Raw genomic sequence first — 24377 nt, 5'->3', positions numbered from 1 at the left:
GGGGACGGTTGGCCGCTTCGTGCGGTGGGTGGCCCGCCAGTTACTTGATCACCGCGTTGGCGGATGCGATCAGCACGCCCAGGGCCAGGTCGGCCGCCCCGACCAGGACGGCCCCGCCGCGTCCGTAGCCGCTGCGCCGCGCCGCCAGCACGCCCAGCCCGAACAGCATCGCCGCATCGACGCCCAGCCCCACCAGCGTGCTGGGGCCCTCCGGCCAGCCGAACGCCCCGGACGCCAGCAGCAGCGCCACCGTCGGCAGCGCCGCGGCCACCAGCGGCCACTCCTCCCACAGATGGCGCAGCAGGCCCTGCCAGCGGTGCCCGGGCGTCTCCTTGCGATGGGTGGCCATATGGTTCGCATAGCCGTGCGCCAGCGCCGCCGTGGTGGCCGTGACCAGCACCCACACCGCGTCGTAGTACGGCGTGTACTGATCACCGTCCCGTTGCAGCGCCGCCAGCAGCGCGCTCGCCAACACCGTGCCGTACACGGCGCTGTACAGCTCGCGGGACGTCACGGCGTGGGACTGCGACGTTGTGGCGTGGGACGTCATGGGCCGGCCTCCGATCTCGCAACGCGTCTGCGCTCCGCCGTCCGATCCTCGGGGCCACCCGTGCCAGGCGGCGCACGCCGCGCGACACCCCGGCAAAGTGGCCCGGATCGGACGGCACCGTGCCCCGCCCGCGGCCCGCCCCGCGGCGCGCGCACACCGCCCTGACGTCATGCACGACTCCGGCCGCCCGCGCGGCGGCCGCCGACTCGAGGACCCGCACTCCATGACTTCCACTCCGCACACCACCGGATCCGGCCCCCTCGCGGCGCCTGCCGCTCCCGCCAGCTATGTCGAACCCCTGCTGGCCGCCCTGGCGCACGACCCCGACCGCCCGGCCCTGATCGACGCGGACCGGACCGAGATCACCGCCGGCGCCCTGCACGCCACCGTGCACCGTATGGCGGCCGTCCTCATCGCACGGGGCATCGGCCGCGGCAGTACCGTCACCCTCCTCAGCAACAACCGCCCCGAGGTGCTCGCCGCCCGCTACGCCGCCAATCTGGTGGGCGCCCGGGTGGTCTTCCTCTACGTGGGCACGGCCCCCGAGGTCCTGGCCCGGATCGCCGGGAGCGTGGACACCGCCCTGCTCCTCGTCGACCCCGATCTGCACGACACCGCACGGGAGTTGCTCGCCCACCTCCCGGGACCGGCCCCCGACGTCATGACGTTCGGCCCGGTGCCCGCGCCCGCAGCCGACGCGTCCCCGGACACCGCCGCATGGGGCTCCGACCTCATGGCCGCCTGCGGTGCCCTCCCGTCCCCCGAGCGCACGGAAGCGGGCCCGAATCCCGTCCCCGAGATCGCGTGCGCCGCCCGCCCCGAGGACGACTGGTGCATCCGCCACACCGGCGGAACGACCGGAATCCCCAAGGGCGTCCGGATGGGCAACGCTCCGTACGCCGCGATGCTGGCCCAGCAGATGTCGGCCCCCGCCGGCGAGCGGCCCCGCTTCCTCGCCTGCACCTCGCTCGCCCACCTGGCGGGCATCTTCGCCGACAGAACGCTCACGGCCGGCGGCACCGTCGTCCTGCACCGCGCCTTCGATCCGGCCGCCGTGCTCGCCGCCATCGCCCGCGACCGCATCACCCACCTGTGGCTGCTGCCCCCGCTCCTGCACCGCCTCCTGGACGACCCCGCCCTCCCCACCACCGACCTAGGCTCGCTCACCAACATCACCTACGGCGGCTGCCCGGCCTCCCCCTCCCGGCTGGCGCAGGCGGCCAAGGTCTTCGGCCCGGTGCTGTACGGCATGTACGGCATGTCCGAAGCGATGCTGATCAGCGTCGCCGGCCCGGAGGAGCACACCGTCACCGGACCCGGCGGCCGGGTCACCGTCGGCCGCCCGCTGCCCGGGGTGGAGGTCGCCGTCCGGGACGCCGAGGGCCGCACCCTGCCGCCGGGGGAGCGGGGCGAGGTCTTCGTACGCTCCGCAGGGGTGATGCCCGGCTACTGGAGACAGCCCGAAGCGACCGCCCAGGTCCTGGGGGAGGACGGCTGGCTGCGCACCGGCGACATCGGCTGCCTGGACGAGGAGGGGTATCTCTTCCTCGTCGACCGCAGCAAGGACGTGATCATCGTCGTCGGCGGACATGTCCACCCGGCGGAGGTCGAGGACCTTCTGCACTCCCATCCCGACGTCGCCCAGTGCGCGGTGTACGGCGTACGCACCGCCGACGAGACCGAGCAGGTGCACACCGCGATCGTCCCCGCGCCCGGCCGCGACATCGACCCCGACGGCATCCGCGCTTTTGTGGAAGCCAACAAAGGCACCCTCTACGTTCCGGCGGCCGTCCACGTCCTCGACACCCTGCCGCTGACCCCGGCGGGCAAGCCCGACAAGAACCGTCTGCGGGCCGCCGCCACGGCCTCGTTAACGGCCGCCCGCCGACGCCCCGGGCCGGCCCGTCCCGCCTCGTCAAATACCCGCTGGCCAGGGGCTTTTGTCAGTGGCGGGCAGTAGAATGGGAACCAGTCAGTGAGGGTTCACCCAGCACTCCAGGAGGTCGCCGATGGCCGCTGCCGCACTCAAGACGAAGCCTCTCCCGAGCCACCCCCTGCCCAAGAAACCGCTGCCCGCCGGCTGGCCCAGGGAGCGGTATGAATCCCACAACCGCCGCCTGAAGGCCATGCGTCTGGCCATAGCCCTGCTCGACACCGGCGTCTACCGCCCCGAGCAGGCCCACAACCGCACCATCCGCAGCACCGCGGCCGCCATAGGCGTGCACGCGCCGTCCGACACGACCTGCCGCCTCGTCCGAGCCCTGCTCTACGACAACTGCTGATGCGACAACTGCTGATGGGACAACGGATGACGCCGACCACCGGTGACGTCGTCACCTGCTGACGCCGACGGGCGGCCCGGGGCTATTCCCCGGGCCGCCCGCCCGCCTCCGTGTCGTCCGCGCCCGCATCCCCCATGCCCTCGGCATCCCCCATGTCCCCAACCTCCGCCAGCGCCTCCTCCAGCCACGCCACCCAGAAGGTCTCCAGCCCGATCCCGGCCCGCAGGACGAGGCGCCGCAGCCGGTCCTCGGGATCGGCCGCGGCCGCGAAATCGCGGCTCTCGATCGCCTCGTACTCGGCCAACTGCCGCCGGTGCACGGCCAGATGGCGCCGCAGCTCGTCGTCGAGCCCCGTGCGTCCGACCACCGCCGCGGCCCGCAGCCGCAGCAGCAGCGCATCCCGGATGGGCTTGGACTCCTGCTCGCGCGACGCCCACTCCGCCAGCTCCGCCCGCCCCGCGGGCAGCACCTCGAACTCCTTCTTCTGCCCCCGCGCGGGCCGCTCGGACGGCAACGCCCGAATCAGCCCGCGCTGCTCCAGCTTCCCCAGCTCGCGGTAGATCTGCTGATGCGTGGCCGACCAGAAGTACCCGATCGACCGGTCGAACCTGCGCGTCAGCTCCAGCCCGGACGACGGCCTTTCGAGCAGTGCGGTGAGAATCGCATGGGGGAGGGACATGAAGGAATCCTAGGCGCGGCGCGGGTGGCAACCCCGTCCGTCACAGGGCCGCCGCCAGCTCCGTCCCCTGCTTGATCGCGCGCTTGGCGTCCAGTTCGGCCGCGACGTCCGCGCCGCCGATCAGATGCACCGCACGGCCCTCGGCCCGCAGCTCCTCGTACAGATCCCGCCGCGGCTCCTGGCCCGTGCACAGCACGACCGTGTCGACGGGCAGGGTCCGCGTCGTGCCCTCGACGCTGACATGCAGCCCCTCGTCGTCGATCCGCTCGTACGTCGCACCGGCGACCATCGTCACGCCCCGGTGACGCAGCTCCGTACGGTGGATCCAGCCGGTGGTCTTGCCCAGCCCGGCGCCCACCTTCGACGTCTTGCGCTGGAGCAGATGCACCTGGCGCGGCACCGCGGGCCGTTCGGGCGCGCGCAGCCCGCCCCGCTCGCCGTACGTGGTGTCCACGCCCCAGGCCCGGAAGTAGGTCTCCGGATCCCGGTTCGCCCCGTCCCCGGCGTCCGTCAGGAATTCCGCCACATCGAAGCCGATGCCCCCGGCGCCGATGACGGCGACCCGCTCGCCGACCGGCGCGCCGCCGCGCAGCACATCGAGGTAGCTGACCACGCTGGGGTGGTCGATCCCCTCGATCTCCGGCACCCGCGGCGTCACCCCGGTCGCGACGACCACCTCGTCGTACGCACCGAGGTCCCCGGCCGTCACGGCGGTGCCCAGGCGCACCTCCACGCCCTTGAGGCGCAGCTGCGTACGGAAGTACCGCAGCGTCTCGTCGAACTCCTCCTTGCCGGGCACCCGCTTGGCGACGTTCAGCTGACCGCCGATCTCCTCCGCGGCGTCGAACAGGGTCACCTCATGTCCCCGCTCGGCCGCCGACACGGCGCACGCCAGCCCCGCCGGCCCGGCCCCGACCACGCCGATCCGCTTGCGCAGCCGGGTCGGCGACAGCACCAGCTCGGTCTCGTGGCAGGCCCGCGGATTCACCAGGCAGGAGGTGATCTTCCCGCTGAAGGTGTGGTCGAGGCATGCCTGGTTGCACCCGATGCAGGTGTTGATCTCCTCGGCGCGCCCCTCGCGGGCCTTGGCCACGAACTCCGGATCGGCGAGGAACGGCCGCGCCATCGAGACCATGTCCGCCCGCCCGTCGGCGAGCAACTCCTCGGCCACCTCGGGGGTGTTGATCCGGTTGCTGGTCACCAGCGGTACGGACACCGCGCCCATCAGCCGCTTGGTCACCCAGGTGTACGCCGCGCGCGGCACCGACGTCACGATGGTCGGGATACGCGCCTCGTGCCATCCGATACCGGTGTTGATGATCGTGGCCCCGGCCGCCTCGATCTCCTTGGCGAGCGTGACGACCTCCTCCAGCGTCGATCCGCCCGGCACCAGATCCAGCATCGAGAGCCGGTAGATCAGGATGAAGTCCGCGCCGACCCGCTCCCGGGTCCGCCGCACGATCTCCAGGGGGAAGCGCACCCGGTTCTCGTACGGTCCGCCCCACCGGTCAGTGCGCCGGTTGGTCGCCCCGGCGATGAACTCGTTGATCAGGTACCCCTCGGACCCCATGATCTCGACGCCGTCGTATCCGGCGGCCCGGGCCAGCTCGGCGGCCCGCACATAGTCCTCGATGGTCTGCTCGACCTCGTCGTCGGTGAGCTCGTTCGGGGTGAAGGGGCTGATCGGCGCCTGGAGCGCGCTCGGTGCCACCAGATCCTGGTGATACGCATAGCGCCCGAAGTGCAGGATCTGCATCGCGATCCGCCCGCCCTCGGCATGCACCGCGTCGGTCACGACCCGGTGCTGCGCCACCTCCTCCTCGGTGGTGAGCTTCGCCCCGCCCTCGTACGGCCGCCCCGCGTCGTTCGGCGCGATCCCCCCGGTCACCATGAGCCCCACGCCGCCGCGCGCCCGGGCGGCGTAGAAGGCCGCCATCCGCTCGAACCCGTTCTCCGCCTCCTCCAGGCCGATGTGCATCGATCCCATGAGCACCCGGTTGGGGAGCGTGGTGAACCCGAGGTCGAGGGGGGTCATGAGGTGCGGGTACGGGGTCATGGGGGCCTCCTTGGACGGCGGTCGTCAGTGACGTTGTAGACCACCGGCAGGGTTTCTGCAACAAGGTGCAAAATACTGGGGGCGCGAGGAACGTCACACCCCCGGGGCGGCGCACCGAGGACGCGCGGAGGGTGACCCGCCAGGGCCCCGGATGCCCCGGCGCCGTCACCGCCGGTAGCCGCGCGCTCACCGCGTCGCCCCGTCCCGCTCGCCGTGCCACACCGTGACCGGCAGCCGCGCCGGGCTCCGCCGTCAGCCGTTCCAACAGGAGCAGAGCAGGACCGGCTCCTGCCCTGCCCCGGCGCCCCACCAAGATCACGTATCGCCCCAACGGAGTAGGTGAAGATTCGGTGCGTCGCCTCCGCTCCTGAGGCGAATCCGGTACCGGGCCCTGCGCCGTGGAATACCTTGCCCCTGTGGACCAGTTGATCCCCTCAGACCCGACGCACATCGGCCCGTACCGCCTCATCGCCCGCCTGGGTGCCGGCGGAATGGGCCTGGTCTACCTGGGCCGTTCCGCGGCCGGGCGGACCGTCGCGGTCAAGGTCGTCCAGGAGGAGCACGCACAACATCCGGAGTTCCGCAGGCGCTTCGCCCGCGAGGTGGCGGCCGCCCGGCGGGTGGGCGGCTCCTGGACGGCGGCCGTGCTCGACGCCGACACCGAGGCCGCGGTGCCCTGGGTCGCGACCCAGTACATCCCGGGGCCGGATCTGACCACCGTGGTGGCCAACGACTTCGGGCCGCTGCCCGACAACTCCGTACGAGTGCTGGCCAACCGCCTCGCCCTCGCCCTTCAGGCGGTGCACGCGGCCGGTCTGATCCACCGGGACCTCAAACCGTCCAATGTGCTGGTGACGGTGGACGGGCCGCGCGTGATCGACTTCGGTATCGCACGGGCCATGGACACCCTCGCCGGGGACAGTCTGCACACCCGCACCGGCATGCTGATCGGCTCGCCCGGCTTCATGTCGCCCGAGCAGGTACGCGGCCTCGAACTCACCCCCGCCAGCGATGTGTTCTGCCTGGGCGCCGTCCTCGTCTACGCCGCCACCGGCCGCCTGCTCTTCGGCGCCACCGAGACCGGGCTGAACGCCCACCTCTTCCGGATCGCCGAGGACGAGGCGGACCTGACCGGCGTACCGGAGCCGCTGCTCGACCTCGTACGCGCGTGTCTGGCCAAGGACCCGGCCGAACGGCCCACCCTCCAGCAGGTCGCCGCTCGCACGGAGGCGGATGCGGACGGGGAATGGCTGCCGGGCGCGGTGCTCGCCCAACTGGGCCGCCACGCCGCCAACTTGCTCGACTACGCCCCCGAGACGGCCGCCGGCGCGCCCGCGACGGCTCCCGCCACCGCTCCCGCCGATGCGCCACCGCCCCCTGCGGACCCACACCTCCCGTCCGGGCCGCCGTCACCACCACCGCCCGCGTACTCGCCCACGACCCCGGACCACTCCGTCCCCCCACAGGGATTCGGCCCGCCCCCGGGCATGGCCCCGCCCCCCAGACGCTGGTGGGGCCTGGCCGTGGCCGCATTCGTGCAGCTGCTCGTACTCCTCGACGCGACGTCCCTGCACACGGCGATGCCGATGATCATGAGGGACCTGCACCTGGCCACCGACGATCTGAGCGCGATAGTCACCGTCTACGAACTGGCCTGCGGCGGACTGCTGTTGCTCGGCGGCCATCTCGCCGACCTCATGGGCCGCAAACGGATGCTGATCATCGGGCTGGCCGGCTTCACGGTGGCCGCCGCGATCGGCGGTTCCGCCCCCACCGCCGGTGCGCTGATCGCGTCCCGCGCCCTCCAGGGCGCCTTCGCCGCACTGCTGTCACCGGCCGCACTGTCCCTGGTGGCGGCCGACTTCACCGAACCGAAGGAACGCGGCAGGGCTTTCGGGGTCTACGCCGCCGTCGCCGCCGGCGGCTCGGCGCTGGGCCCGCTCACCGGCAGCTGGATCCTGGACCTGGACTGGCGCATCTGTCTGTACGCCGACGTCCCCCTGGCCTTGATCGCCCTGATCGGCGCGGCCACCCTGACACCCGACCGCCCCACCCGCACCGGCCCCCGCCTCGACGCACCGGGCCTCCTGCTCGGCTCCACCGGACTCGCCGCCCTCATCTACGGCCTCCAGCAGACGGGCCCACGCGGCTGGACGGACCCCCTGGCACTGGCCCTGCTCGCGGCCGGCGCCCTCCTCCTCCTGGCTTTCATGCGCTGGCAGTTCAGGACAGCCTCCCCGCTCCTCCCCCCGAACTTCACCGACGACCCCGCCCGCATCGGCTCCGTCCTCACCTTGTTCCTGACGGGCGCCGGTACGCTCGCCCTCTTCCCGGCCCTGACGGTGTACCTGGAGACCGTCCGCGGCTACTCGCCCACCGGCGCCACCACGGCCCTCCTCCCCACCCTCGCCGCGATCGTCATCGGCTCCACCCAGATCTCCGCCCGCCTCCTGCACCGCGTACCGCCCCGCCTCCTGATCGTGCCGGGCCTGCTGCTCACCGCACTCGGCACGCTGCTCCTGACCCTCCCCGCCGCCCTGGCCCTGCCCGGCATGCTCCTCACCGGCCTCGGCCTCGGCGCCGCGGTGATGCCGCTCCTCTCCCTCGCCACGTCCGGCGTCGCCACACCCCACTCCGGCGGCGCCGCGGCAGCGACCAGTACGGCCACCCAGGTAGGCGGCGTACTCGGCACGGCCCTCTTCACCACCCTCTTCGCCTCCACCCTCGCCGCCCCGAGCGCACCCCCGGACGGCTACACCGACGCCCTGTGGTGCTCGGCCGCCCTCACCTTGCTCGCCACCCTGCCCGCGTCCCTCCTGCTCAAGCCCACCACCCCGCCGATCCCCCACCAGCCCACCGGACAGCCCCTCCCACGCCACGACCATCGGGGCACCGCCTGACCCGGTACGCCGCAGCAACAGCACGAACCACACCACGAACCAACCACACACAACCAACCGCCGGCCGTGCCGTCCCGAAGGGGGATGCACACGGCCGACAGCGCGGTACGTCGAGAAGAGCAACGTTCAGCCGCTCGACTCATGCGGCGGCCGCAGGAGGAGACGATGAATCCGCCATCGCTGCGCGGACGCCTGCGCGATGCCCTGCTGCATGTCGGCGGAAGGGGTGACGTGAACGAGGTCGACCTCGGTGCGGCAGTCACCATCGCGCTGCGCGAACTGGCTTCGGAGGTGCTGGGCGAGCGCTCGCGCGTCGAACTGGTCACCGTCGGTGCTGCGCACCACCCCTGGGGACGAAGCCTCGGTCTTCGGCTTGCGGACTACGACGTGGAGCTGCCGGACGTGCTCTTGTCCGCAGACCAGAGCGACCTTCCGCCCCAGGTGCAGGAGAGTTGCCCGACCGTGAGCCAGGAGGAGTGGGAGGCCGTACTGCTGGTCTCCAAGCTCGTCCTCACGGGACTTCAGTCGGAGCCCGAGCCTGGGCGCGACGATGCCGGCCACCCTCCCCGGGTCACCCCGAGACCGCCCCGGTCGGTAGCGAGAGAGCAGTTCTGCCAGGCGCTGGCTGCCCTTTCGGAACGCGCTGATCTGCGCCAGGACGAACTCACCGGGAAATTGCGGACCGCGCTGCTGAACTTCGCGTCGGAGACACCCGACAACAAGGATGCCGCTCAGCGCATCGCGGTGCGGCACACCGGGAAGCCCCGGCAAGGGCCGCGCTTGTGCCTCAGCCGCTCGGGATCGGCCCTCGCGAAGGTGGTGCTCAGCGCTGATGGCTGTCCTGTCCCCAGCCGTGTACTGGAGGAATTCCCGGACTTGACCCAGGACGAGTGGAACGCCGTCCTCCATGTCACGGGACTGACGCTCATGGCCTTCGAGGCCGAGCCGGCTCACGACATGGAATAGCGACCGCGTCGCGTCGATGACCCAGGGCCGGCAAAGACAGTCCGAAGCCAGCAACGGCCCACGAGTAACCGCCGCGGAGGCCGACGAGTATCACCTCGGACGACACCGCTCTCCAGCGCAGGATGCAGGAGCTCGGCTCCCAGCGGGCGAGCCAGACGCGTATCTCCTCGCGTATCTCCTCGTGCACCTCCCAGACGCACATCTGGCGCGAAGACCTGCGACGTGCCCGCCTCCATGCAGCCCCCGGGAACCTCTGGGTAGTTCCTTTCGATACGACCCCGCTTGCTCTCACTCGGGGCCCGCAGCTCGTCCCTCCTCGGCTTCCTGCACAGCCTCCGGGTTCAGACACAACGCCCTGTGTGCGGGGCGCACGAGTTCGCTGGGGAGTGGCTCAATCGACCGGATTCGCACGGCCACGATTGCGCCGGGGACGCTGGAATGCCGACCCTGTAGGGACTGCAGCCGCCACCGGTAACGAGGGGCAACGTCTTTCGCCGGGACATCCTCGACGGCCAGGTAGACCCATCGGTCGTAGTTGGTGGGGTAGTGCCTGACCGCGGCTCCACAATCGCTACAGGTCGGAGGCTCGTACCAGGCGATGTCATCCGGATCGGGTTCGGCCTGGGGAGGGGCGGTAGCACCCTCCTCCAGGGCAAGTTGATTGGCGTAGGCGTTCCAGCAGGGATCACAGAGCACGGCCATGAGACTGACTCGGCCGCGTTCCCTCACGGTAGTGCCGACGGTGTGGCAGCTCTGGCATACGCCCCGGCTGGTGTCCTCAGTCGCCCCCATGCTGTGGAGAGTGAGCGAGACATTCCGGGGCCGATAGGGCGCGATGGGGTCGCATCGGCGCGTACACAGCGACCAGGCACAGGCTCATGGGCCGCGCCGAGGCTTTGTCACCGGATGCCGTGACCAGGAGTCGGGCCACGGGTCCGGGGCTGCCGCTGGACACGGGGGAGAACATCAAAGCCCTCGCCGAGTACCTCGGTCGCGCGGATCCGGGCTTCACACTGCGGACGCCCACGCGCCGGAAAAGGCCGTCGGCCGTGCCTTCCGAAGCGGGAAGGAACACGGCCGACGGCCCACAGACGGCCCAGGAGAGCGAAAATGCGCTCTGACCTGCGGCGTTCTTAGATGTCGAAGTACAGCTCGAACTCGTGCGGGTGCGGCCGCAGCTGGATCGGGGCGATTTCGTTGGTGCGCTTGTAGTCGATCCAGGTCTCGATCAGGTCGGAGGTGAAGACGCCGCCCTGCTGGAGGTACTCGTTGTCGGCCTCGAGGGCGTCGAGGACGGCCGGGAGGGAGGTGGGGACCTGGGGGACGCTCGCGTGCTCTTCGGGGGCGAGCTCGTAGAGGTCCTTGTCGATCGGCTCGGCGGGCTCGATCTTGTTCTTGACGCCGTCGAGGCCCGCGAGGAGGAGGGCGGAGAAGGCGAGGTAGGGGTTCGAGGACGGGTCCGGGGCGCGGAACTCGACGCGCTTGGCCTTCGGGTTGGAGCCCGTGATCGGGATGCGCATCGCCGCGGAGCGGTTGCGCTGGGAGTAGACCAGGTTGACCGGGGCCTCGAAGCCGGGGACCAGGCGGTGGTAGGAGTTCACCGTCGGGTTGGTGAAGGCGAGCAGCGAGGGCGCGTGCTTGAGGATGCCGCCGATGTAGTAGCGGGCGGTGTCCGAGAGGCCCGCGTAGCCCTGCTCGTCGTAGAAGAGGGGGGCGCCGCCCTGCCACAGGGACTGGTGGACGTGCATGCCGGAGCCGTTGTCGCCGAAGATCGGCTTGGGCATGAACGTGGCGGTCTTGCCGTTGCGCCAGGCGACGTTCTTCACGATGTACTTGAAGAGCATCAGGTCGTCGGCGGCGGCGAGCAGCGTGTTGAACTTGTAGTTGATCTCGGCCTGGCCGGCGGTGCCGACCTCGTGGTGCTGGCGCTCGACCTGGAGGCCGGAAGCCTCCAGCTCCAGGGAGATCTCGGCGCGCAGGTCGGCGAAGTGGTCGACCGGCGGGGCCGGGAAGTAGCCGCCCTTGTAGCGGACCTTGTAGCCGCGGTTGTCCTCGATGGCGCCGGTGTTCCAGGCGCCGGCCTCGGAGTCGATGTGGTAGAAGGACTCGTTCGACTTGGTGTCGAAGCGGACGCTGTCGAAGACGTAGAACTCGGCCTCCGGGCCGAAGTACGCGGTGTCCGCGATGCCGGTGGAGGCGAGGTAGGCCTCGGCCTTCTTGGCGATGTTGCGCGGGTCGCGGCTGTACTGCTCGCCCGTGATCGGGTCGTGGATGAAGAAGTTGATGTTGACCGTCTTGTCGCGGCGGAAGGGGTCCACCCGGGCCGTCGACAGGTCGGCGCGCAGCGCCATGTCGGACTCGTGGATGGCCTGGAAGCCGCGGATCGAGGAGCCGTCGAAGGCGAGCTCCTCGGCCGGGTCGAACGCCTTCGCCGGGATCGTGAAGTGCTGCATCACCCCGGGCAGGTCGCAGAACCGGACGTCGACGAACTTGACGTCCTCGTCCGCGATGAACTTCTTGGCCTCGTCGGCGTTCTGGAACATCCAACTCCTCCTAGCCCGGTCACCGGTCGGCGGACGCGGGGTTGCCGGGATTGCTACTCGGAGCGCGTCCAAGTGCGGTGGCGCGCTCGCCCGACCCTAGGGAGGCGGGATTTCCCGAGCATGACCCGTTTGTTTCGCCGAGGTTAACCGCGGTGTGGTCCCTTTTGTCCCCCAGTGTGAGGCAAAGAGAGGGATTGCGGGACGCTCCCACGCAGGGATCCCGGTGACGCTGTGCCCGGCCCTCCTCGTAGGGAACGTATGCGGTCGCAGTACCGTGGACGGGTGGACAACAGGCAAGCAATCGGATCGTGGATCTCCGGGCCCCGCGCGACGGCCGAGGACATGGGCGTCGACTTCGGCTACCGCGGCCGGCGGCTCGGGCTGCCGGAGGAGGGCCCCGGCTCGATCGCGCGGTTCGGCCGCCGGCTCGCCGCGCTGTGCATCGACTGGGCGCTGTGCCTGCTCATCGCGTACGGGCTGCTCAGCGGCGGCAGGGCGCAGTCGGCGAGCAACTGGGCGCTGGTGGTCTTCGCGGTGCTCAGTCTGCTGACGGTCGGCACGGTCGGCTTCACCCCGGGCAAGCGGATGCTGGGCCTGCGGGTCGTCGCCGAGGGCGGCGGCCGGCTGTCGCTGCCGCGGGTGGTCCTGCGGACGCTGCTGCTGGTGGTCGTGATCCCGGCGGTGGTCTGGGACCGGGACGGGCGGGGGCTGCACGACCGCCTGGCGCGGTCGGTCGAGGTGCGGATCTGAGGCACCCGGGGGCGGGGACGCATGCGCAGCGCCGTGACGCGTCCGTAGCGCCCTGACGCATCGCAGGGCCCGGCCCGGATGCCATGCCGCGACGCACGCGCACGCCCGGACGCTACGCGGCGTCCCGCCGTACATGCCGAGCCCCCGACGCACGCGCACGCCCGAACGCTACGGCGGCGTCCCGCCGCCGTACATGCCGCGTCCCGCCGCACACGCAGCGCCCGAACGCTTCGCCGCGTCCCGCCGCTCACGCAGGACCCCGTCCGCCGCACACACGCCGCACCCCGCCACGCACGCCGCACGCGCAGGACCCGGACGCTGCGCCGCACCCCGCCACACACGCAGACCCCCACCACACCCCCCGCCCCCCGACGTATACAACGCCCACCACATCTCCACACCCCGCCGTACCGGAGCCCCCACAGCCCCGCACACGGCACCACGCAGAACGCCCCGGAGCCAGCGGCTCCGGGGCGTTCCGACAGAGGTTGAGCGATGGGGTGGCGGGCCCGTTCAGCGGCCCTTGCCGCCCTTCGGCATGCGCATGCCCTTGGGCATCGGACCCTTCGGGACCGGCATATTGCTCATCAGGTCGCCGAGCGCGCGCAGGCGGTCGTTGACGGCGGTCACCTGGGCGCCCGGCAGGACGCGGGGGAGCTTCAGGAGGGTGGTGCGCAGCTTCTTGAGCGGGACCTGGCCCTCGCCGTCGCCGACGATGATGTCGTGGACGGGGGCGTCGGCCACCGTACGCGCCATCCGCTTCTTCTCGGCGGCCAGCAGACCGCGCAGACGGTTCGGGTTGCCCTCGCCCACCAGCACGATGCCGGCCTTGCCGACGGCGCGGTGCACCACGTCCTGGCTGCGGTTCATCGCCACCGCGGGGGTGGTCGTCCAGCCGCGGCCGACGTTGTCCAGCACGGCGGCCGCGGCCCCCGGCTGGCCTTCCATCTGCCCGAAGGCGGCCTTCTCGGCACGCCGTCCGAAGACGATCGCCATCGCGAGGAAGGCCAGGACGAAGCCCAGAATGCCCGCGTAGACGGGGTGGCCGATCGCGAAGCCGATGGCCAGGAGGACGCCGAATACGACGATGCCCACGCCAGCGACGACAAGACCGACCTTGGAGTCGACCCGACGGGTCATCTTGTAGGTCAGGGCGATCTGCTTCAGCCGCCCGGGGTTCTCAGCGCCGGCAGCGCCGTCAGAATTCCTCGCCATAGAGCGAAGTTTACGTGGCCTGCGGATGCCGGGTCGTCGCGGCCTCCAGTACGTACTGGGCGTCGCGCCGGTCCTTGGCGCGGGCGCGGTCCTCCAGGACCGAAGTCCACGCGTTACGGCGGGCGGTGCGCTGGCCCCCGCGCAGCAGGACGGCCTCCACGGCACGCAGGGCGCCGGTGACGGAGGGGCGGGGACGGGGGGTGGCGCGAAGCGGCGCGGCCTGCATGGTGATGGACTCCCTCGGGGAGGTCGGAGAAGCGATGGCTGCGGAAGCGATGCGTGCACCCATCGTCACTGAACGGTGTTACCAACGGATGACCTGCTGGTCAAACACCTATGAAACGTTGACGCGGCCCGCACGTCCCCGACTAGGGGCAGTGCGGGCCGCGTCCCATCAGCATGTGCCACGATTCACAAGACGGCGCGCTGGAGCCGCTCAAACCGCCTGACTGGACGCCTCGACCTCGCGCCGCTCGATGGCCTGCTGGTAGAGGCGGCCGGCGCGGTACGAGGAGCGGACCAGCGGGCCGGACATGACACCGGCGTAGCCGATCTCCTCGGCCTCCTCCTTGAGCTCCACGAACTCGGCCGGCTTGACCCAGCGCTCGATCGGGTGATGGCGCACGGAGGGCCGCAGGTACTGGGTGATCGTGATCAGCTCGCAGCCCGCGTCGTGGAGGTCCTGGAGCGCCTGGCTGATCTCCTCGCGCTCCTCGCCCATGCCCAGGATCAGGTTGGACTTGGTCACCAGACCGGCCTCGCGGGCCTTGGTGATGACCTCCAGCGACCGCTCGTAGCGGAAGCCGGGGCGGATGCGCTTGAAGATGCGGGGGACCGTCTCGACGTTGTGGGCCAGCACCTCCGGGCGGGAGGAGAAGACCTCGGCCAGCTGCTCGGGGACCGCGTTGAAGTCGGGGATCAGCAGCTCGACGCCGGTGTCGGGCATCGCGGCGTGGATCTGGCGGACCGTCTCGGCGTACAGCCAGGCGCCGCCGTCCTCCAGGTCGTCGCGGGCGACGCCGGTGATCGTGGCGTACTTCAGGCCCATGGTCTGGACGGACTCGGCGACCCGGCGGGGCTCGTCGCGGTCCAGCTCCTGCGGCTTGCCGGTGTCGATCTGGCAGAAGTCGCAGCGGCGGGTGCACTGCTCACCGCCGATGAGGAACGTCGCCTCGCGGTCCTCCCAGCATTCGAAGATGTTGGGACAGCCCGCCTCCTGGCAGACCGTGTGCAGGCCCTCGCTCTTGACGAGGCTCTGCAGATGGTTGTACTCGGGACCCATTTTCGCCCGGGTCTTGATCCACTCGGGCTTGCGCTCGATGGGGGTCTGGCTGTTCCGGACCTCCAGGCGCAGCATCTTGCGTCCGTCGGGTGCGACAGCGGACACGTCCGGCTCCCTACGACTTCGTTGCTTTGGCGTCCACAAGGGTACGCCCGAAAATTCGCACGTTTTTACGTGCTGGGGTCAACCCCCTGGGGCGGGGCTGCATTCCCGGTGGCCGCGGGGACCGCGGCCCGGCCGAGCCGTCCGTCACACCGCCCGGGGCAGCAGCTCGGCGCCCTGGAGGACGTCGCGCAGATGCCTCTCGACGACGGGCAGCACCTCGGCGATGGTGACCTCGCGGCCCAGTTCCCCGGCGAGCGAGGCGACACCGGCGTCCCGGATGCCGCACGGCACGATCTTGTCGAACGAGGTGTTGTCCGGGTTCACGTTCAGCGCGAAGCCGTGCATGGTGACGCCCTTGGCGACGCGGATGCCGATCGCGGCGAGCTTGCGGTCCTCGCGGCGCTGGCCGGCGTTCGAGGGGGCGTACTCGGGGCCGTTCAGCCGCGGGTCGAACAGCTCGTCCGCCGTGCGCGGGTCGAAGTCCAGATTCAGGCCGCCCAGGGCCGCCCGCTGCTCCACCGGGTCACCGAGCACCCAGACGCCGCTGCGTCCCTCGACCCGGCTGGTCTCCACGCCGAATTCCGCGCAGACCCGGATCAGGGCCTCCTCGATGCGGCGGACATGGGCGACGACGTCCACCGGGCGCGGCAGCTTCTGGATGGGGTAGCCGACCAGCTGGCCGGGACCGTGCCAGGTGATCTTGCCGCCGCGGTCCACATCGATGACCGGGGTGCCGTCCAGGGGGCGCTCGTCGTCCGTGGTGCGCCGGCCCGCGGTGTACACGGGCGGGTGCTCCAGCAGCAGGCAGGTGTCCGGCACCTCGTCGGCGAACCGGGCGGCGTGCACCCGGCGCTGCTCCTGCCACGCGGCCTGGTACTCCACGGCGTCCGCACCGAAGCCCAGATGCACAAAGCGCAGCCCCTCGGGTGCGGGGGTCTCCCCCCGAGAGATCGCAGTCACGGCAGCTCCTCTGCACTGTCGTCTCCCGCCGCACGGTGTTGCACCAGGAGAGCCCTATCGCGCCCATGCCACTGTACGACCGCCCGTCGCGCCCGCCGCGGGCGGCTGGTTACGGCCGGCCCGCTGACCATTGGTGCCCTGCTCACACGATCGGATGAACGCGGGGCACAGGCGGTCAGAAAGGCGCCGAAGGCCGTTACATTCACGCCGTCCCACAAGGGCGAGCAAGTGCCGGACAGGGTGAGCCGAGCCCGGCGGCCAGGCCCGGAAGGCAGGAGACTGGTAAAGCCGATGACGGAACGACCCCCGCACCACACGCCCAACCGCCAGCTCGCCGCGCTGATCGCCGAAGCGGGGTTCTCCAATGCAGGACTGGCCAGACGCGTCGATCAGCTCGGCATCGAGCACGGCCTCGACCTGCGCTACGACAAGACGTCGGTGACCCGCTGGCTGCGCGGCCAGCAGCCCCGGGGTACCACTCCCGCACTGATCGCCGAGGTGTTCACCCGCCGGCTGGGGCGCCGGCTCTCCGCCCAGGACCTCGGCCTGGACGCCTGTGCGCCGGTGTACGCCGGGCTCGAATTCGCCGCCAGCCCCGCCGAGGCGGTGGACATCGTCAGCGGTCTGTGGCGCAAGGACTCCGGCAGCCATGCCGAACTGCGCAAGATCGCCTTCACCCCCGCCGGCCTGGTGGTGCCCAGCCGGGACTGGCTGATCGGCCGCGCCGACGAACGTGTGGCCCGCGGCGAGCAGGCCGGCGACGGGCGGGTGCCCGTCCAGGGCGGCCGGTCCTCGGTGCCGCGCCAGCGCCGCACCGACCGCGTCGACCGCACCCCGGGCGCCCGGGTCACCTCCGGGGACATCGCCGCGCTGCGCTCGGTCGGCGAGCTCTTCCGCGCCCTGGACCACGCCTACGGCGGCGGCCACGCCCGCCAGGCGCTGGTGCGCTACCTGGAACACGAACTCGAACCGATGCTGCGCGGCACCTACGGGGAGGCCACCGGCCGCCGCCTCTTCGCGGCCGCCGCCGATCTGACCCGGCTGGCCGGCTGGACCTCGTACGACATCGCCGCCCACGGCCTGGCGCAGCGCTACTTCGTGCAGGCGCTGCGGCTGGCCCAGGCGGCCGGCGACCGGGCCTACGGGGCCTACGTCCTGGTGACGATGAGTCGGCAGGCGGTCTATCTGGGGCACGGCAGGGAGGCCGTCCAGCTCGCCCGGGTCGCCCAGCAGGGGGTCGGCAGCGGCGCGCCGCCGGCCGTCCAGGCGCTGCTGCACTGCGCCGAGGCGCGCGGGCACGGCCTGATGGGCGAGGTGCGGGCGTGCACCGCCGCGCTGGTCCGCGCCGAGCGGGCGCTGGAGATCGCCCGGCCCGGGGACGAAACCCCGTACTGGGCGCGGTTCTTCGACGAGGCCCAGCTGGCCGACGAACTGGCGCACTGCCACCGCGACCTCCAGCAGTACCGCGCGGCCTCCCAGCACGCCGAGCGCTCGCTCCAGCTGCGCCCGGCCGCCTTCGCCCGCAGTCGGCTGTTCTGCCGGGTGGTGCTGGCCAGCGCCCGGCTGGGCCTGGGCGAGCTGGAGCAGGCCTGCACGCTGGGGGCGGAGGCGGCGCTCCAGGCGTCCGAGATGCGGTCCGTGCGCGCCCTGGAGTACGTACGGGACTTTGAACGCCGCCTGGAGCCGTACCGCGATGCCGCGGCGGTGCGCGGGTACCGCGACCGGGTCGCCGCCCTGGGGTGACCCGGCCGCGCCCTCAGGCCACCGGGTCCAGGGTGTGCGGTTCGACGAGGGCCGGCAGGTCGAAGTCCCGCAGCAGGGCGCGGGCGGCCCGGCGGCCCGAGTGCAGCGCCCCCTGGAGCGTGCTGGTGTCCCGGTGGTCGCCGCACACGTACAGCCCCGCCAGCACCCGCACCGGCCGCTGCGGATCGTGCGGCGCGGGCATGGCCGGTACGGCGTACGGGTCGTGGTGGGTGTGCAGCAGGCGCCAGTCGTCGGTGGCGGTGCCGTGCAGCCGCGCCAGCTGCGGGCGGACGGTCTTGTCCAGGACGGACGCCGGCAGCGAGGCGGCGGAGCCCAGCACGGTCGTGGTGATCAGCGAATGGCCCGGCGGTGTACGGGACGGGTCGATGGCCCCGGCGGCGTAGGTGTGCGCCACCGGGCCGTCGGTCGGCAGGATCAGCGTGGTGTCGCGGGACGGGGCGAGGCCGTTGCGGGGGCCCGGGGCGGTGCCCGTGGTGTGGTGCAGCACGGCCATCGGGTGGAAGGCGGGCACCCGCAGCCCCGGCAGCAGCTCGGCGGCCTCGCGGGCACCGGTGGCCACCAGGACGGCGCGACAGGCCAGCGGCCCGTGCTCGGCGGTGGTGACGCCGTTGGTGGCGACGCTCACGGCGCGCACGGACGTACGGACCGTGCCCTCGGGCAGCGCGGCGGCCAGGAGTTCGGGGACCGCCGCGGCGCCGCCGGCCGGCAGGCACAGCCGGCCCTCGGCGAAATCGCGCAGCACCCGGGCGGCGCCGCGGCTGGAGCCGCGCAGCCTGGGGTCGCCGGTCAGGGCGGCGAGGAGGGGCCGCAGGAAGGCGTCCTGGGGGCGCGGGGGGAATCCGGGGATGCCTGACAGAGTGTCAATCACCGGGCGGTCGGCGGCATATGGGGGAGTCGGTGGGGTGTCGCGGTCGCCGGTGCGGTCCGTGCGGCGGTCCGTACGGCGCTCGCCGCGGCGGTCGGCGCGCGAGAGGGCGCGCGCCGCGCAGAGTGCGCCCCTCGTGCTCCGGGGCGAGCTGATGCGCTGCGCCCGCTGGCCGTTGTGCAGGCACAGGCCCGGTGCGAACGGCCGCAGCGCGAGCGCGCCGAGGCCGGGGGTGCGCCGCAACTCGGCGACGGAGACCGCCAGCGGGCGGCCGCTGCGGTCCAGCCGGAAGCCGTCGATGTCGTCCGTCGCCGCCCGGCCGCCGATCCGCGGCGCGGCCTCCAGCACGGCGACCGACACTCCGGCGCCGGTCAGATGGCGGGCGGCGGCGAGACCGGCCGGGCCGGCTCCCACGATGACGACGTCCACGGTCGATGAGGTACGCGGCACGGTGCCCTCCCGGGGGGTGTGTCCCGGCGTGGTGGCACCGGTGCGATGCCCGGTGCCGCCGTGCGGGATACCGGTGGTCTGTGCCGGGACCTTAGGGAGGGGGAGGGGGCCGGCGACAGGTCGCGTCCGGGGCGCGTCGGTGTAGGACGTGCGGCGGCCGGGCCGCTAGGGCGCTTCTGACGGATCTCCGCGCTGTCGCGGCGCCCTAGACGTCGTCCCGGTTACGCGGCGCGCACCGCGTCCGCGATCCGGGGGTGGGTGAAGACGAAGCCGGAGTCCAGCAGGCGTTGGGGGATGATGCGCTGGCTGGCCAGGACGTCGGTCGCGAACTCGCCCAGGGCGATGCGCAGTACGGGCGCGGGGACGGTGAAGAGGGTGGGGCGGTGCATGAGTTTGCCCATGACCGCGGTGACCTCGCGGTTGGTGACGGGCTCGGGGGCGGTGAGGTTGACCGGCCCGGCGAGGGTCTCGGTGTCGATGAGGTGGCGCAGCGCGGCGATGTGGTCGTGGCGCGAGATGAAGCTCCAGTACTGGCTGCCGTCGCCCAGCCGCCCGCCCAGGCCCAGGCGGAAGAGGGGGAAGAGCCGGCCCCAGGCGCCGCCCGAACGGGCCACGACCAGGCCGGTGCGGGCGAAGACCGTACGGATACCGGCGTCCTGGGCCGGCTGCGCGGCGGCCTCCCAGTCGACGCAGACGTCCGGCAGGAAGCCCGTACCGGCCGAGGCGGTCTCGTCCGTCCGCCGGTCGCCGGTGTCGCCGTAGTAACCGATCGCGCTGCCGCACACCAGGACCCCGGGCGGGTCCGGCATGGCGGCGAGGGCGGCGGCGAGGGCCCTGGTGCCCAGGACGCGGCTGTCGCGGATCTCGCGTTTGTACGCCGCCGTCCAGCGGTGGTCGCCGACGCCCGCGCCCGCGAGGTGGACCAGCGCCTCGCAGCCCGCGAGGCCGGCGGTGTCCACCTCCTGGCGCCGGGGGTCCCAGCGCACCTCGTCGGGGGCGGCGGGCGTCCGCCGTACGAGGCGGACGACGTCGTGTCCGTCGGCTTTCAGCGAGCGCACGAGTTCCGTGCCGATGAGACCGGTTGAGCCGGTGATCGCGATGCGCATGGGGCCATACTGCCCGCCGCGGCCGGGGAGGCGGCGCACCCGGGGGTGTGTGCCCGCCCCGCCCGGTGGCGCCCGCTATGACCGGAAACGGTCCCAGAGCCGGGGAAAGCGCTCCGCCAGAGTGTCGTCATCGTCGAAGTCGAGGTAGGTGCCGAGCGGTTCGCGCGGCGGCGCGGGCAGGCCCAGATCGGGCATGACGATGCCGGTCAGCCGCTCGTACGCCTCGTCGGCGGCATAGCCCAGCTCCTCCGCGTCGCCGTCCACCTCCTCGTCGAAGTCCGGTACGAGCTCGGCCAGATGGTCCGGATCGTGCAGCGCGCCCTCGAAGACCTCCCGGCCCTGGCCGATCAGCCAGCAGCGGAAGTAGTCGAAGGCGTCGTCGCTGGCGCCGTCCAGCATCACGGCGGCCGCGGCCCACAGGTCCCAGGCGTAGGCCCGGTTGTAGCGGGACTCGAAGTGGCGGGCGAAGTCCGTGACGGCGTCCGGGTCCAGCCCGACCAGCCGCTCGACCAACGCGTCGGCCTGCTCCTCGGGGTCGCCCTCGGCCGCCTCGCGGGAGGCGTCGATCAGCTCCCAGAACTCCGTCTCGTCCATCACCGCTCCAGCATCGTGCCTGGCGCCGCGCCGCGCACGCGGAGTCCCCCGGATGCTGACAGGTCACGCTGCACAACGGGTGAACTGTCGTGGGCCGGCTGGTCCAGTGACCGTCCCACAATTCACTCGTTGGAAGGCTTGTCGCGCCCATCCGCGGCATTTCCCCCGATACGCGAAGGGCTGTTTCAGGCCATGCCCATGGACGAACGAACCCGGGCCGACATCGAGCGGGCCGAGGCGGCCATCGTCGAGCACTATCCACGGCTGGTACGCCTCGGCTATCTCGTCCTGCCGCCGTCGTTGGGCCGCCACCGCAGGGTCCTGGCCGCGCACGGACTGGTCCAGCGGGCGCTGCCCCGCGCGGGCCGGCGCCGCCGCCGGCGCGGCGGGCTGCCGGCCCAGCGCGGCCCGGCCCCGTCCGGCTACGACCTGGTGCGGCTGCGCACCCTGCGGCTGGCCCTGTCGTACGAGTCGCTGCCCGCCCGGCCGCTGCCCCTCGTGCCGTACGTCGGGGGCCTGCGGCTCTTCCCCCGGGCCGGCGGTGTCGACGAACTCGCCCTGGACCGGGCGCTGTCGGCCGTCCCCGCCCCCGTACGGGCCGCCCTCGGGCTGTGGCACCTGGAGGGGCTCGACCGGGACGCGGCGCGCGCCGTCCTGGTGGCGGCCGGGGTCGAGGACCCGGATGAGGCACAGCGGGCGGCCGCCGCGCTGGACCGGGCCACCGGGGCGGGCGCCGCGGCGCTGCTGAACTCGGGGGAGTTCGACCCGTGCACCGTGCAGACCCGGCCGACGGATCTGCTGCGCCGCCGCCAGCGGGTGCGGGCGGCGGGGGTCCTGGCGGCCGCGGTGGCACTCGTCGCGGCGGTGACCGCGGTGGTGGGCGACGGCGGCGGCCCGCCCCGGCAGCAGACCGCCGCCGAGCAGGCACTGGATCCGGCCCGGCTGCTGCGCGCCCCCAACGAGCAGTGGGCCGGCGCCTCCCGGGTGGACTTCACCGCCTGGCCGCCGCGCGGCCACGAGGCCGGCGACCGCGAACTGCTGGGGCGGGCGCTGCGGGTCTGGGCGGCGCCGCCCCCCGGCACCCGGATCACCGCGTCCGCCGGGACCTCCACCAGGCCGCCGGACCAGCCGCCGCGGCTCCTGTACGCGGGGCTGATCGACAACGTCATGGTGGCGGTCTTCCACGACGGCGACCGGCTGGTGCGCTACGCCGAGCCGGAGGACGCCACCCCCACGCTGCACTTCGCCCGGGTCGACAACGCGGGGGTGACGAGCGGCGGCGCGCTGGTCATCGGCCGCGGCAACGGCTGGATGCGCTATCTGCTCGCCCCCTGGATCTCCGGCATCACCACCCGCGACCTGCTCGCGCCCAACGCCCCGGAACGCGGGCTGCACGTCGCCCCGGACGGCGTCACCGACCGCATCCCGACCCCGCCCGAGAGCGGCGGCGCCTGCGGGAGCTGGCCGGTGGCCCGGCTGCACACCTCGGCGCGGATCGGGGAGACCCGCGGCTTCCTGGTGAGCGATCTGGGCGACCTGGCGCCGGTGCATCTGATGTACGGCGAGGCGGGCCGGGCGGGTGCCGGGGGGCCCGGGGCCGATGCGGCCGGTGGCGAGGCGGCCGGTTCCGGCGAGGTGGCCGGTTCCGGCGAGGTGGCCGGGGCGGCCGCGCTGCACAGCTGGGCCCGTACGGCCTGCTCGCTACGGGCGCTGCGGGGCGACGGCGTACGGTCCGTCAACAACTGGGCGTACGCCCGGCAGAGCCTCCCGGAGGGCGGCGGCAGCGTCACCTGGGTCTGCGCCCGCGCCGACACCTGGCGAGGACCGGGCCGGGTCACCGTACAGTTCCAGCCACCCGCCGCCCGGCCGACGGACCCCGGGCGGATCGCCGGCGGGGCCCTGAACACCGCCCGCTGCGGCCGCTTCGGGCGCCCGGTGGTCGGCGACGTTCACTGGCAGGCGAAGTCCGGGAAGTGGTATCTGCTCGCCGCGGGCAGTCCGGGTGTCACCGGCCTCGACGCCACGGGCGCCGTACGGACCACCACGACGACCCCCACCCTCGCCGTACCGGCTCCCCCGGCCGCCGCCCCGGCCGAGGTGTGGGGACGGCTGGGGGACGGGGGGAGGGTGAGGGCCGTGGGCCGGGCCGGGCCGGCGGGGCGGCCGTCGCCCCCCTGAGCGGACGTCGGGCAGATCACGTGGTGCCGCAGCGGAAACCGGACGGAGGGTGTCTGGATTCGCTGTCAGGGTCGCGGCGTACAGCGAAGACGGCGGCGTGGCACCTCTGGGTGCCACGGGTGCCCGAGGACGAGGAGCGGCTCATGGCGGGACGGACGGATCAGGCGGGACGGGCGGGACAGGCGGATTCCGCCCCGGGGCGGGGCGGTGTCCCCGCGACGGGGGATCTGACCGGCAAGGTGGCGCTGGTCGCCGGGGCGACCCGGGGCGCGGGCCGGGCGATGGCCGTGGAGCTGGGCCGGGCGGGTGCGCTGGTCTATGTGACGGGGCGGACGACCAGGGAGCGGGTCAGCGAGGTCGGCCGACCGACGGAGACCATCGAGCAGACCGGGGAGCTGGTGACCGCGGCAGGGGGCACGGGGGTCGCCGTGCCGACGGACCATCTGGAGACGGCACAGGTGGCGGCGCTGATCGAGCGCATCGACCGGGAGCAGGGGCGCCTGGACATCCTGGTCAACAGCGTCTGGGGCGGCGACCGTCTGATCCAGTTCGACACCAAGCTCTGGGAGCTCGATCTGGACGCCGGGCTGCGGATGTTCCGCCTCGGCATCGACACCCACGTCATCACCGGCCATTACGCGCTGCCGCTGCTGATCCGGCGGCCCGGCGGCCTAGTCGTCGAGATCACCGACGGCACCGCCGCCGCCAACCGCCGCTACCGCGACAGCCTCTGCTTCGACCTCACCAAGAACGTCCCGCACCGCATCGCCTTCGGCCTCGCCGCCGAACTCGCGGAGTACGGCGGTACGGCCGTATCGCTCACCCCCGGATTCCTGCGGTCCGAGGAGATGCTGGACCACTTCGGGGTGACGGAGGAGACCTGGCGCGATGCGGTGGCCCAGGAGCCGCATTTCGCCATCGCCGAGTCGCCCGCACTGATCGCCCGTGCCGTCCGCGAGCTGGCCGCCGACCCGGACAAGCGGCGCTGGAGCGGGCAGTCGCTCTCCAGCGGTCAGCTGGCGAAGGAGTACGGCTTCACGGACACGGACGGCTCCCGGCCCGACTGCGACGGCTACTTCGAGGAGGTGGTCTTCGGCGGGAAGGAGGCGACGGCGGCGGACTACCGCTGAGC

Annotated in this window: 20 protein-coding genes; 8 read left to right on the top strand and 12 right to left on the bottom strand. The window is 72.6% G+C overall.

Annotated elements, in window-relative coordinates; translation table 11 throughout:
- Positions 1–40: 40 nt before the first annotated feature.
- Positions 41–550, bottom strand: a complete 510-nt coding sequence (locus B1H19_RS12940; protein ID WP_237289270.1) for a hypothetical protein — start codon at positions 548–550, stop codon at positions 41–43.
- 223 nt (positions 551–773) lie between these two features.
- On the opposite strand from B1H19_RS12940, the gene B1H19_RS12935 reads away from it, so the two are divergent.
- Positions 774–2510, top strand: coding sequence for an AMP-binding protein (locus B1H19_RS12935; protein ID WP_083109582.1), 1737 nt, complete (start codon positions 774–776; stop codon positions 2508–2510).
- Between the two features lie 49 nt (positions 2511–2559).
- Positions 2560–2832 (top strand): hypothetical protein, encoded by a 273-nt coding sequence (locus B1H19_RS12930; protein ID WP_030073240.1) that lies wholly within the window; start codon positions 2560–2562, stop codon positions 2830–2832.
- 82 nt (positions 2833–2914) lie between these two features.
- Here the strand turns inward: B1H19_RS12930 and B1H19_RS12925 are convergent, their stop codons facing one another.
- Together B1H19_RS12925 and B1H19_RS12920 are read right to left on the bottom strand one after the other, a co-directional pair.
- Positions 2915–3511 (bottom strand): PadR family transcriptional regulator, encoded by a 597-nt coding sequence (locus B1H19_RS12925; RefSeq protein ID WP_083104899.1) that lies wholly within the window; start codon positions 3509–3511, stop codon positions 2915–2917.
- Positions 3512–3551: 40 nt separating this feature from the next.
- Positions 3552–5567 carry an NADPH-dependent 2,4-dienoyl-CoA reductase gene (locus B1H19_RS12920; RefSeq protein ID WP_083104897.1) on the bottom strand — a complete coding sequence of 672 codons (2016 nt, stop codon included), beginning with the start codon at positions 5565–5567 and terminating at the stop codon, positions 3552–3554.
- Between the two features lie 416 nt (positions 5568–5983).
- On the opposite strand from B1H19_RS12920, the gene B1H19_RS40330 reads away from it, so the two are divergent.
- Positions 5984–8467 carry an MDR family MFS transporter gene (locus B1H19_RS40330; protein ID WP_083104894.1) on the top strand — a complete coding sequence of 828 codons (2484 nt, stop codon included), beginning with the start codon at positions 5984–5986 and terminating at the stop codon, positions 8465–8467.
- Between the two features lie 165 nt (positions 8468–8632).
- Positions 8633–9433 carry a hypothetical protein gene (locus B1H19_RS12910; protein ID WP_083104892.1) on the top strand — a complete coding sequence of 267 codons (801 nt, stop codon included), beginning with the start codon at positions 8633–8635 and terminating at the stop codon, positions 9431–9433.
- 288 nt (positions 9434–9721) lie between these two features.
- Here B1H19_RS12910 and B1H19_RS39745 read toward each other — a convergent pair whose 3' ends face one another.
- Both B1H19_RS39745 and glnA read right to left on the bottom strand, forming a co-directional pair.
- A complete protein-coding gene (locus B1H19_RS39745; protein WP_237289268.1) occupies positions 9722–10135 on the bottom strand; it encodes a DUF6083 domain-containing protein in 414 nt (137 codons plus the stop codon).
- 431 nt (positions 10136–10566) lie between these two features.
- Complete coding sequence (gene glnA, locus B1H19_RS12900) at positions 10567–11976, bottom strand: type I glutamate--ammonia ligase (protein ID WP_030072404.1); 1410 nt, start codon at positions 11974–11976, stop codon at positions 10567–10569.
- A gap of 282 nt (positions 11977–12258) precedes the next feature.
- Between glnA and B1H19_RS12895 the strand changes: the two genes are divergently transcribed.
- On the top strand, positions 12259–12726 hold the full coding sequence (locus tag B1H19_RS12895) for an RDD family protein (RefSeq protein ID WP_203237140.1): 468 nt from the start codon (positions 12259–12261) through the stop codon (positions 12724–12726).
- A 513-nt stretch (positions 12727–13239) separates the two neighbouring features.
- On the opposite strand, the gene B1H19_RS12890 is transcribed toward B1H19_RS12895, so the two are convergent.
- The 4 genes from B1H19_RS12890 to lipB form a co-directional block, all read right to left on the bottom strand.
- Positions 13240–13941, bottom strand: a complete 702-nt coding sequence (locus B1H19_RS12890; RefSeq protein ID WP_083104886.1) for a DUF4191 domain-containing protein — start codon at positions 13939–13941, stop codon at positions 13240–13242.
- A gap of 10 nt (positions 13942–13951) precedes the next feature.
- Positions 13952–14167: an SCO2195 family GlnR-regulated protein gene (locus B1H19_RS12885; protein WP_083104884.1), complete on the bottom strand. Its 216-nt coding sequence runs from the start codon at positions 14165–14167 to the stop codon at positions 13952–13954.
- Positions 14168–14377: 210 nt separating this feature from the next.
- The gene (gene lipA / locus B1H19_RS12880) at positions 14378–15328 is read right to left on the bottom strand and encodes a lipoyl synthase (protein ID WP_083104881.1); all 951 of its coding nucleotides are present in this window, start codon (positions 15326–15328) and stop codon (positions 14378–14380) included.
- 144 nt (positions 15329–15472) lie between these two features.
- Positions 15473–16288, bottom strand: a complete 816-nt coding sequence (gene lipB / locus B1H19_RS12875) for a lipoyl(octanoyl) transferase LipB (protein ID WP_083104879.1) — start codon at positions 16286–16288, stop codon at positions 15473–15475.
- Between the two features lie 291 nt (positions 16289–16579).
- Here lipB and B1H19_RS12870 point away from each other — a divergent pair, with 291 nt between their 5' ends.
- Complete coding sequence (locus B1H19_RS12870) at positions 16580–18031, top strand: regulator (protein WP_083104877.1); 1452 nt, start codon at positions 16580–16582, stop codon at positions 18029–18031.
- A gap of 13 nt (positions 18032–18044) precedes the next feature.
- Here B1H19_RS12870 and B1H19_RS12865 read toward each other — a convergent pair whose 3' ends face one another.
- From B1H19_RS12865 to B1H19_RS12855, 3 genes are all read right to left on the bottom strand, one after another.
- A complete protein-coding gene (locus B1H19_RS12865) occupies positions 18045–19367 on the bottom strand; it encodes an FAD-dependent oxidoreductase (protein WP_083104874.1) in 1323 nt (440 codons plus the stop codon).
- Positions 19368–19588: 221 nt separating this feature from the next.
- Positions 19589–20473 carry a TIGR01777 family oxidoreductase gene (locus B1H19_RS12860; protein ID WP_083104873.1) on the bottom strand — a complete coding sequence of 295 codons (885 nt, stop codon included), beginning with the start codon at positions 20471–20473 and terminating at the stop codon, positions 19589–19591.
- A 75-nt stretch (positions 20474–20548) separates the two neighbouring features.
- Positions 20549–21067, bottom strand: a complete 519-nt coding sequence (locus B1H19_RS12855; RefSeq protein ID WP_083104871.1) for a DUF4240 domain-containing protein — start codon at positions 21065–21067, stop codon at positions 20549–20551.
- A gap of 198 nt (positions 21068–21265) precedes the next feature.
- On the opposite strand from B1H19_RS12855, the gene B1H19_RS12850 reads away from it, so the two are divergent.
- Together B1H19_RS12850 and B1H19_RS12845 are read left to right on the top strand one after the other, a co-directional pair.
- The gene (locus B1H19_RS12850; protein WP_083109581.1) at positions 21266–23245 is read left to right on the top strand and encodes a hypothetical protein; all 1980 of its coding nucleotides are present in this window, start codon (positions 21266–21268) and stop codon (positions 23243–23245) included.
- A 143-nt stretch (positions 23246–23388) separates the two neighbouring features.
- Positions 23389–24375 carry an SDR family oxidoreductase gene (locus tag B1H19_RS12845; protein WP_083104869.1) on the top strand — a complete coding sequence of 329 codons (987 nt, stop codon included), beginning with the start codon at positions 23389–23391 and terminating at the stop codon, positions 24373–24375.
- Positions 24376–24377: the final 2 nt, after the last annotated feature.

This window comes from Streptomyces gilvosporeus, assembly GCF_002082195.1.
GTDB classification, from domain to species: domain Bacteria; phylum Actinomycetota; class Actinomycetes; order Streptomycetales; family Streptomycetaceae; genus Streptomyces; species Streptomyces gilvosporeus.
Note: the sequence above shows the minus strand (reverse complement) of the source record. Positions and strands in the feature narration are given on the sequence as shown.

Excerpts from the sequence above, each read along its gene's own strand:
- B1H19_RS12940 (WP_237289270.1), bottom strand. The coding sequence starts at position 550 with ATGACGTCCCACGCCACAACGTCGCAGTCCCACGCCGTGACGTCCCGC.
- B1H19_RS12935 (WP_083109582.1), top strand. The coding sequence starts at position 774 with ATGACTTCCACTCCGCACACCACCGGATCCGGCCCCCTCGCGGCGCCT.
- B1H19_RS12930 (WP_030073240.1), top strand. The coding sequence starts at position 2,560 with ATGGCCGCTGCCGCACTCAAGACGAAGCCTCTCCCGAGCCACCCCCTG.
- B1H19_RS12925 (WP_083104899.1), bottom strand. The coding sequence starts at position 3,511 with ATGTCCCTCCCCCATGCGATTCTCACCGCACTGCTCGAAAGGCCGTCG.
- B1H19_RS12920 (WP_083104897.1), bottom strand. The coding sequence starts at position 5,567 with ATGACCCCGTACCCGCACCTCATGACCCCCCTCGACCTCGGGTTCACC.
- B1H19_RS12910 (WP_083104892.1), top strand. The coding sequence starts at position 8,633 with ATGAATCCGCCATCGCTGCGCGGACGCCTGCGCGATGCCCTGCTGCAT.
- B1H19_RS39745 (WP_237289268.1), bottom strand. The coding sequence starts at position 10,135 with ATGGCCGTGCTCTGTGATCCCTGCTGGAACGCCTACGCCAATCAACTT.
- glnA (WP_030072404.1), bottom strand. The coding sequence starts at position 11,976 with ATGTTCCAGAACGCCGACGAGGCCAAGAAGTTCATCGCGGACGAGGAC.
- B1H19_RS12890 (WP_083104886.1), bottom strand. The coding sequence starts at position 13,941 with ATGGCGAGGAATTCTGACGGCGCTGCCGGCGCTGAGAACCCCGGGCGG.
- B1H19_RS12885 (WP_083104884.1), bottom strand. The coding sequence starts at position 14,167 with ATGCAGGCCGCGCCGCTTCGCGCCACCCCCCGTCCCCGCCCCTCCGTC.
- B1H19_RS12870 (WP_083104877.1), top strand. The coding sequence starts at position 16,580 with ATGACGGAACGACCCCCGCACCACACGCCCAACCGCCAGCTCGCCGCG.
- B1H19_RS12860 (WP_083104873.1), bottom strand. The coding sequence starts at position 20,473 with ATGCGCATCGCGATCACCGGCTCAACCGGTCTCATCGGCACGGAACTC.
- B1H19_RS12855 (WP_083104871.1), bottom strand. The coding sequence starts at position 21,067 with ATGGACGAGACGGAGTTCTGGGAGCTGATCGACGCCTCCCGCGAGGCG.
- B1H19_RS12850 (WP_083109581.1), top strand. The coding sequence starts at position 21,266 with ATGGACGAACGAACCCGGGCCGACATCGAGCGGGCCGAGGCGGCCATC.
- B1H19_RS12845 (WP_083104869.1), top strand. The coding sequence starts at position 23,389 with ATGGCGGGACGGACGGATCAGGCGGGACGGGCGGGACAGGCGGATTCC.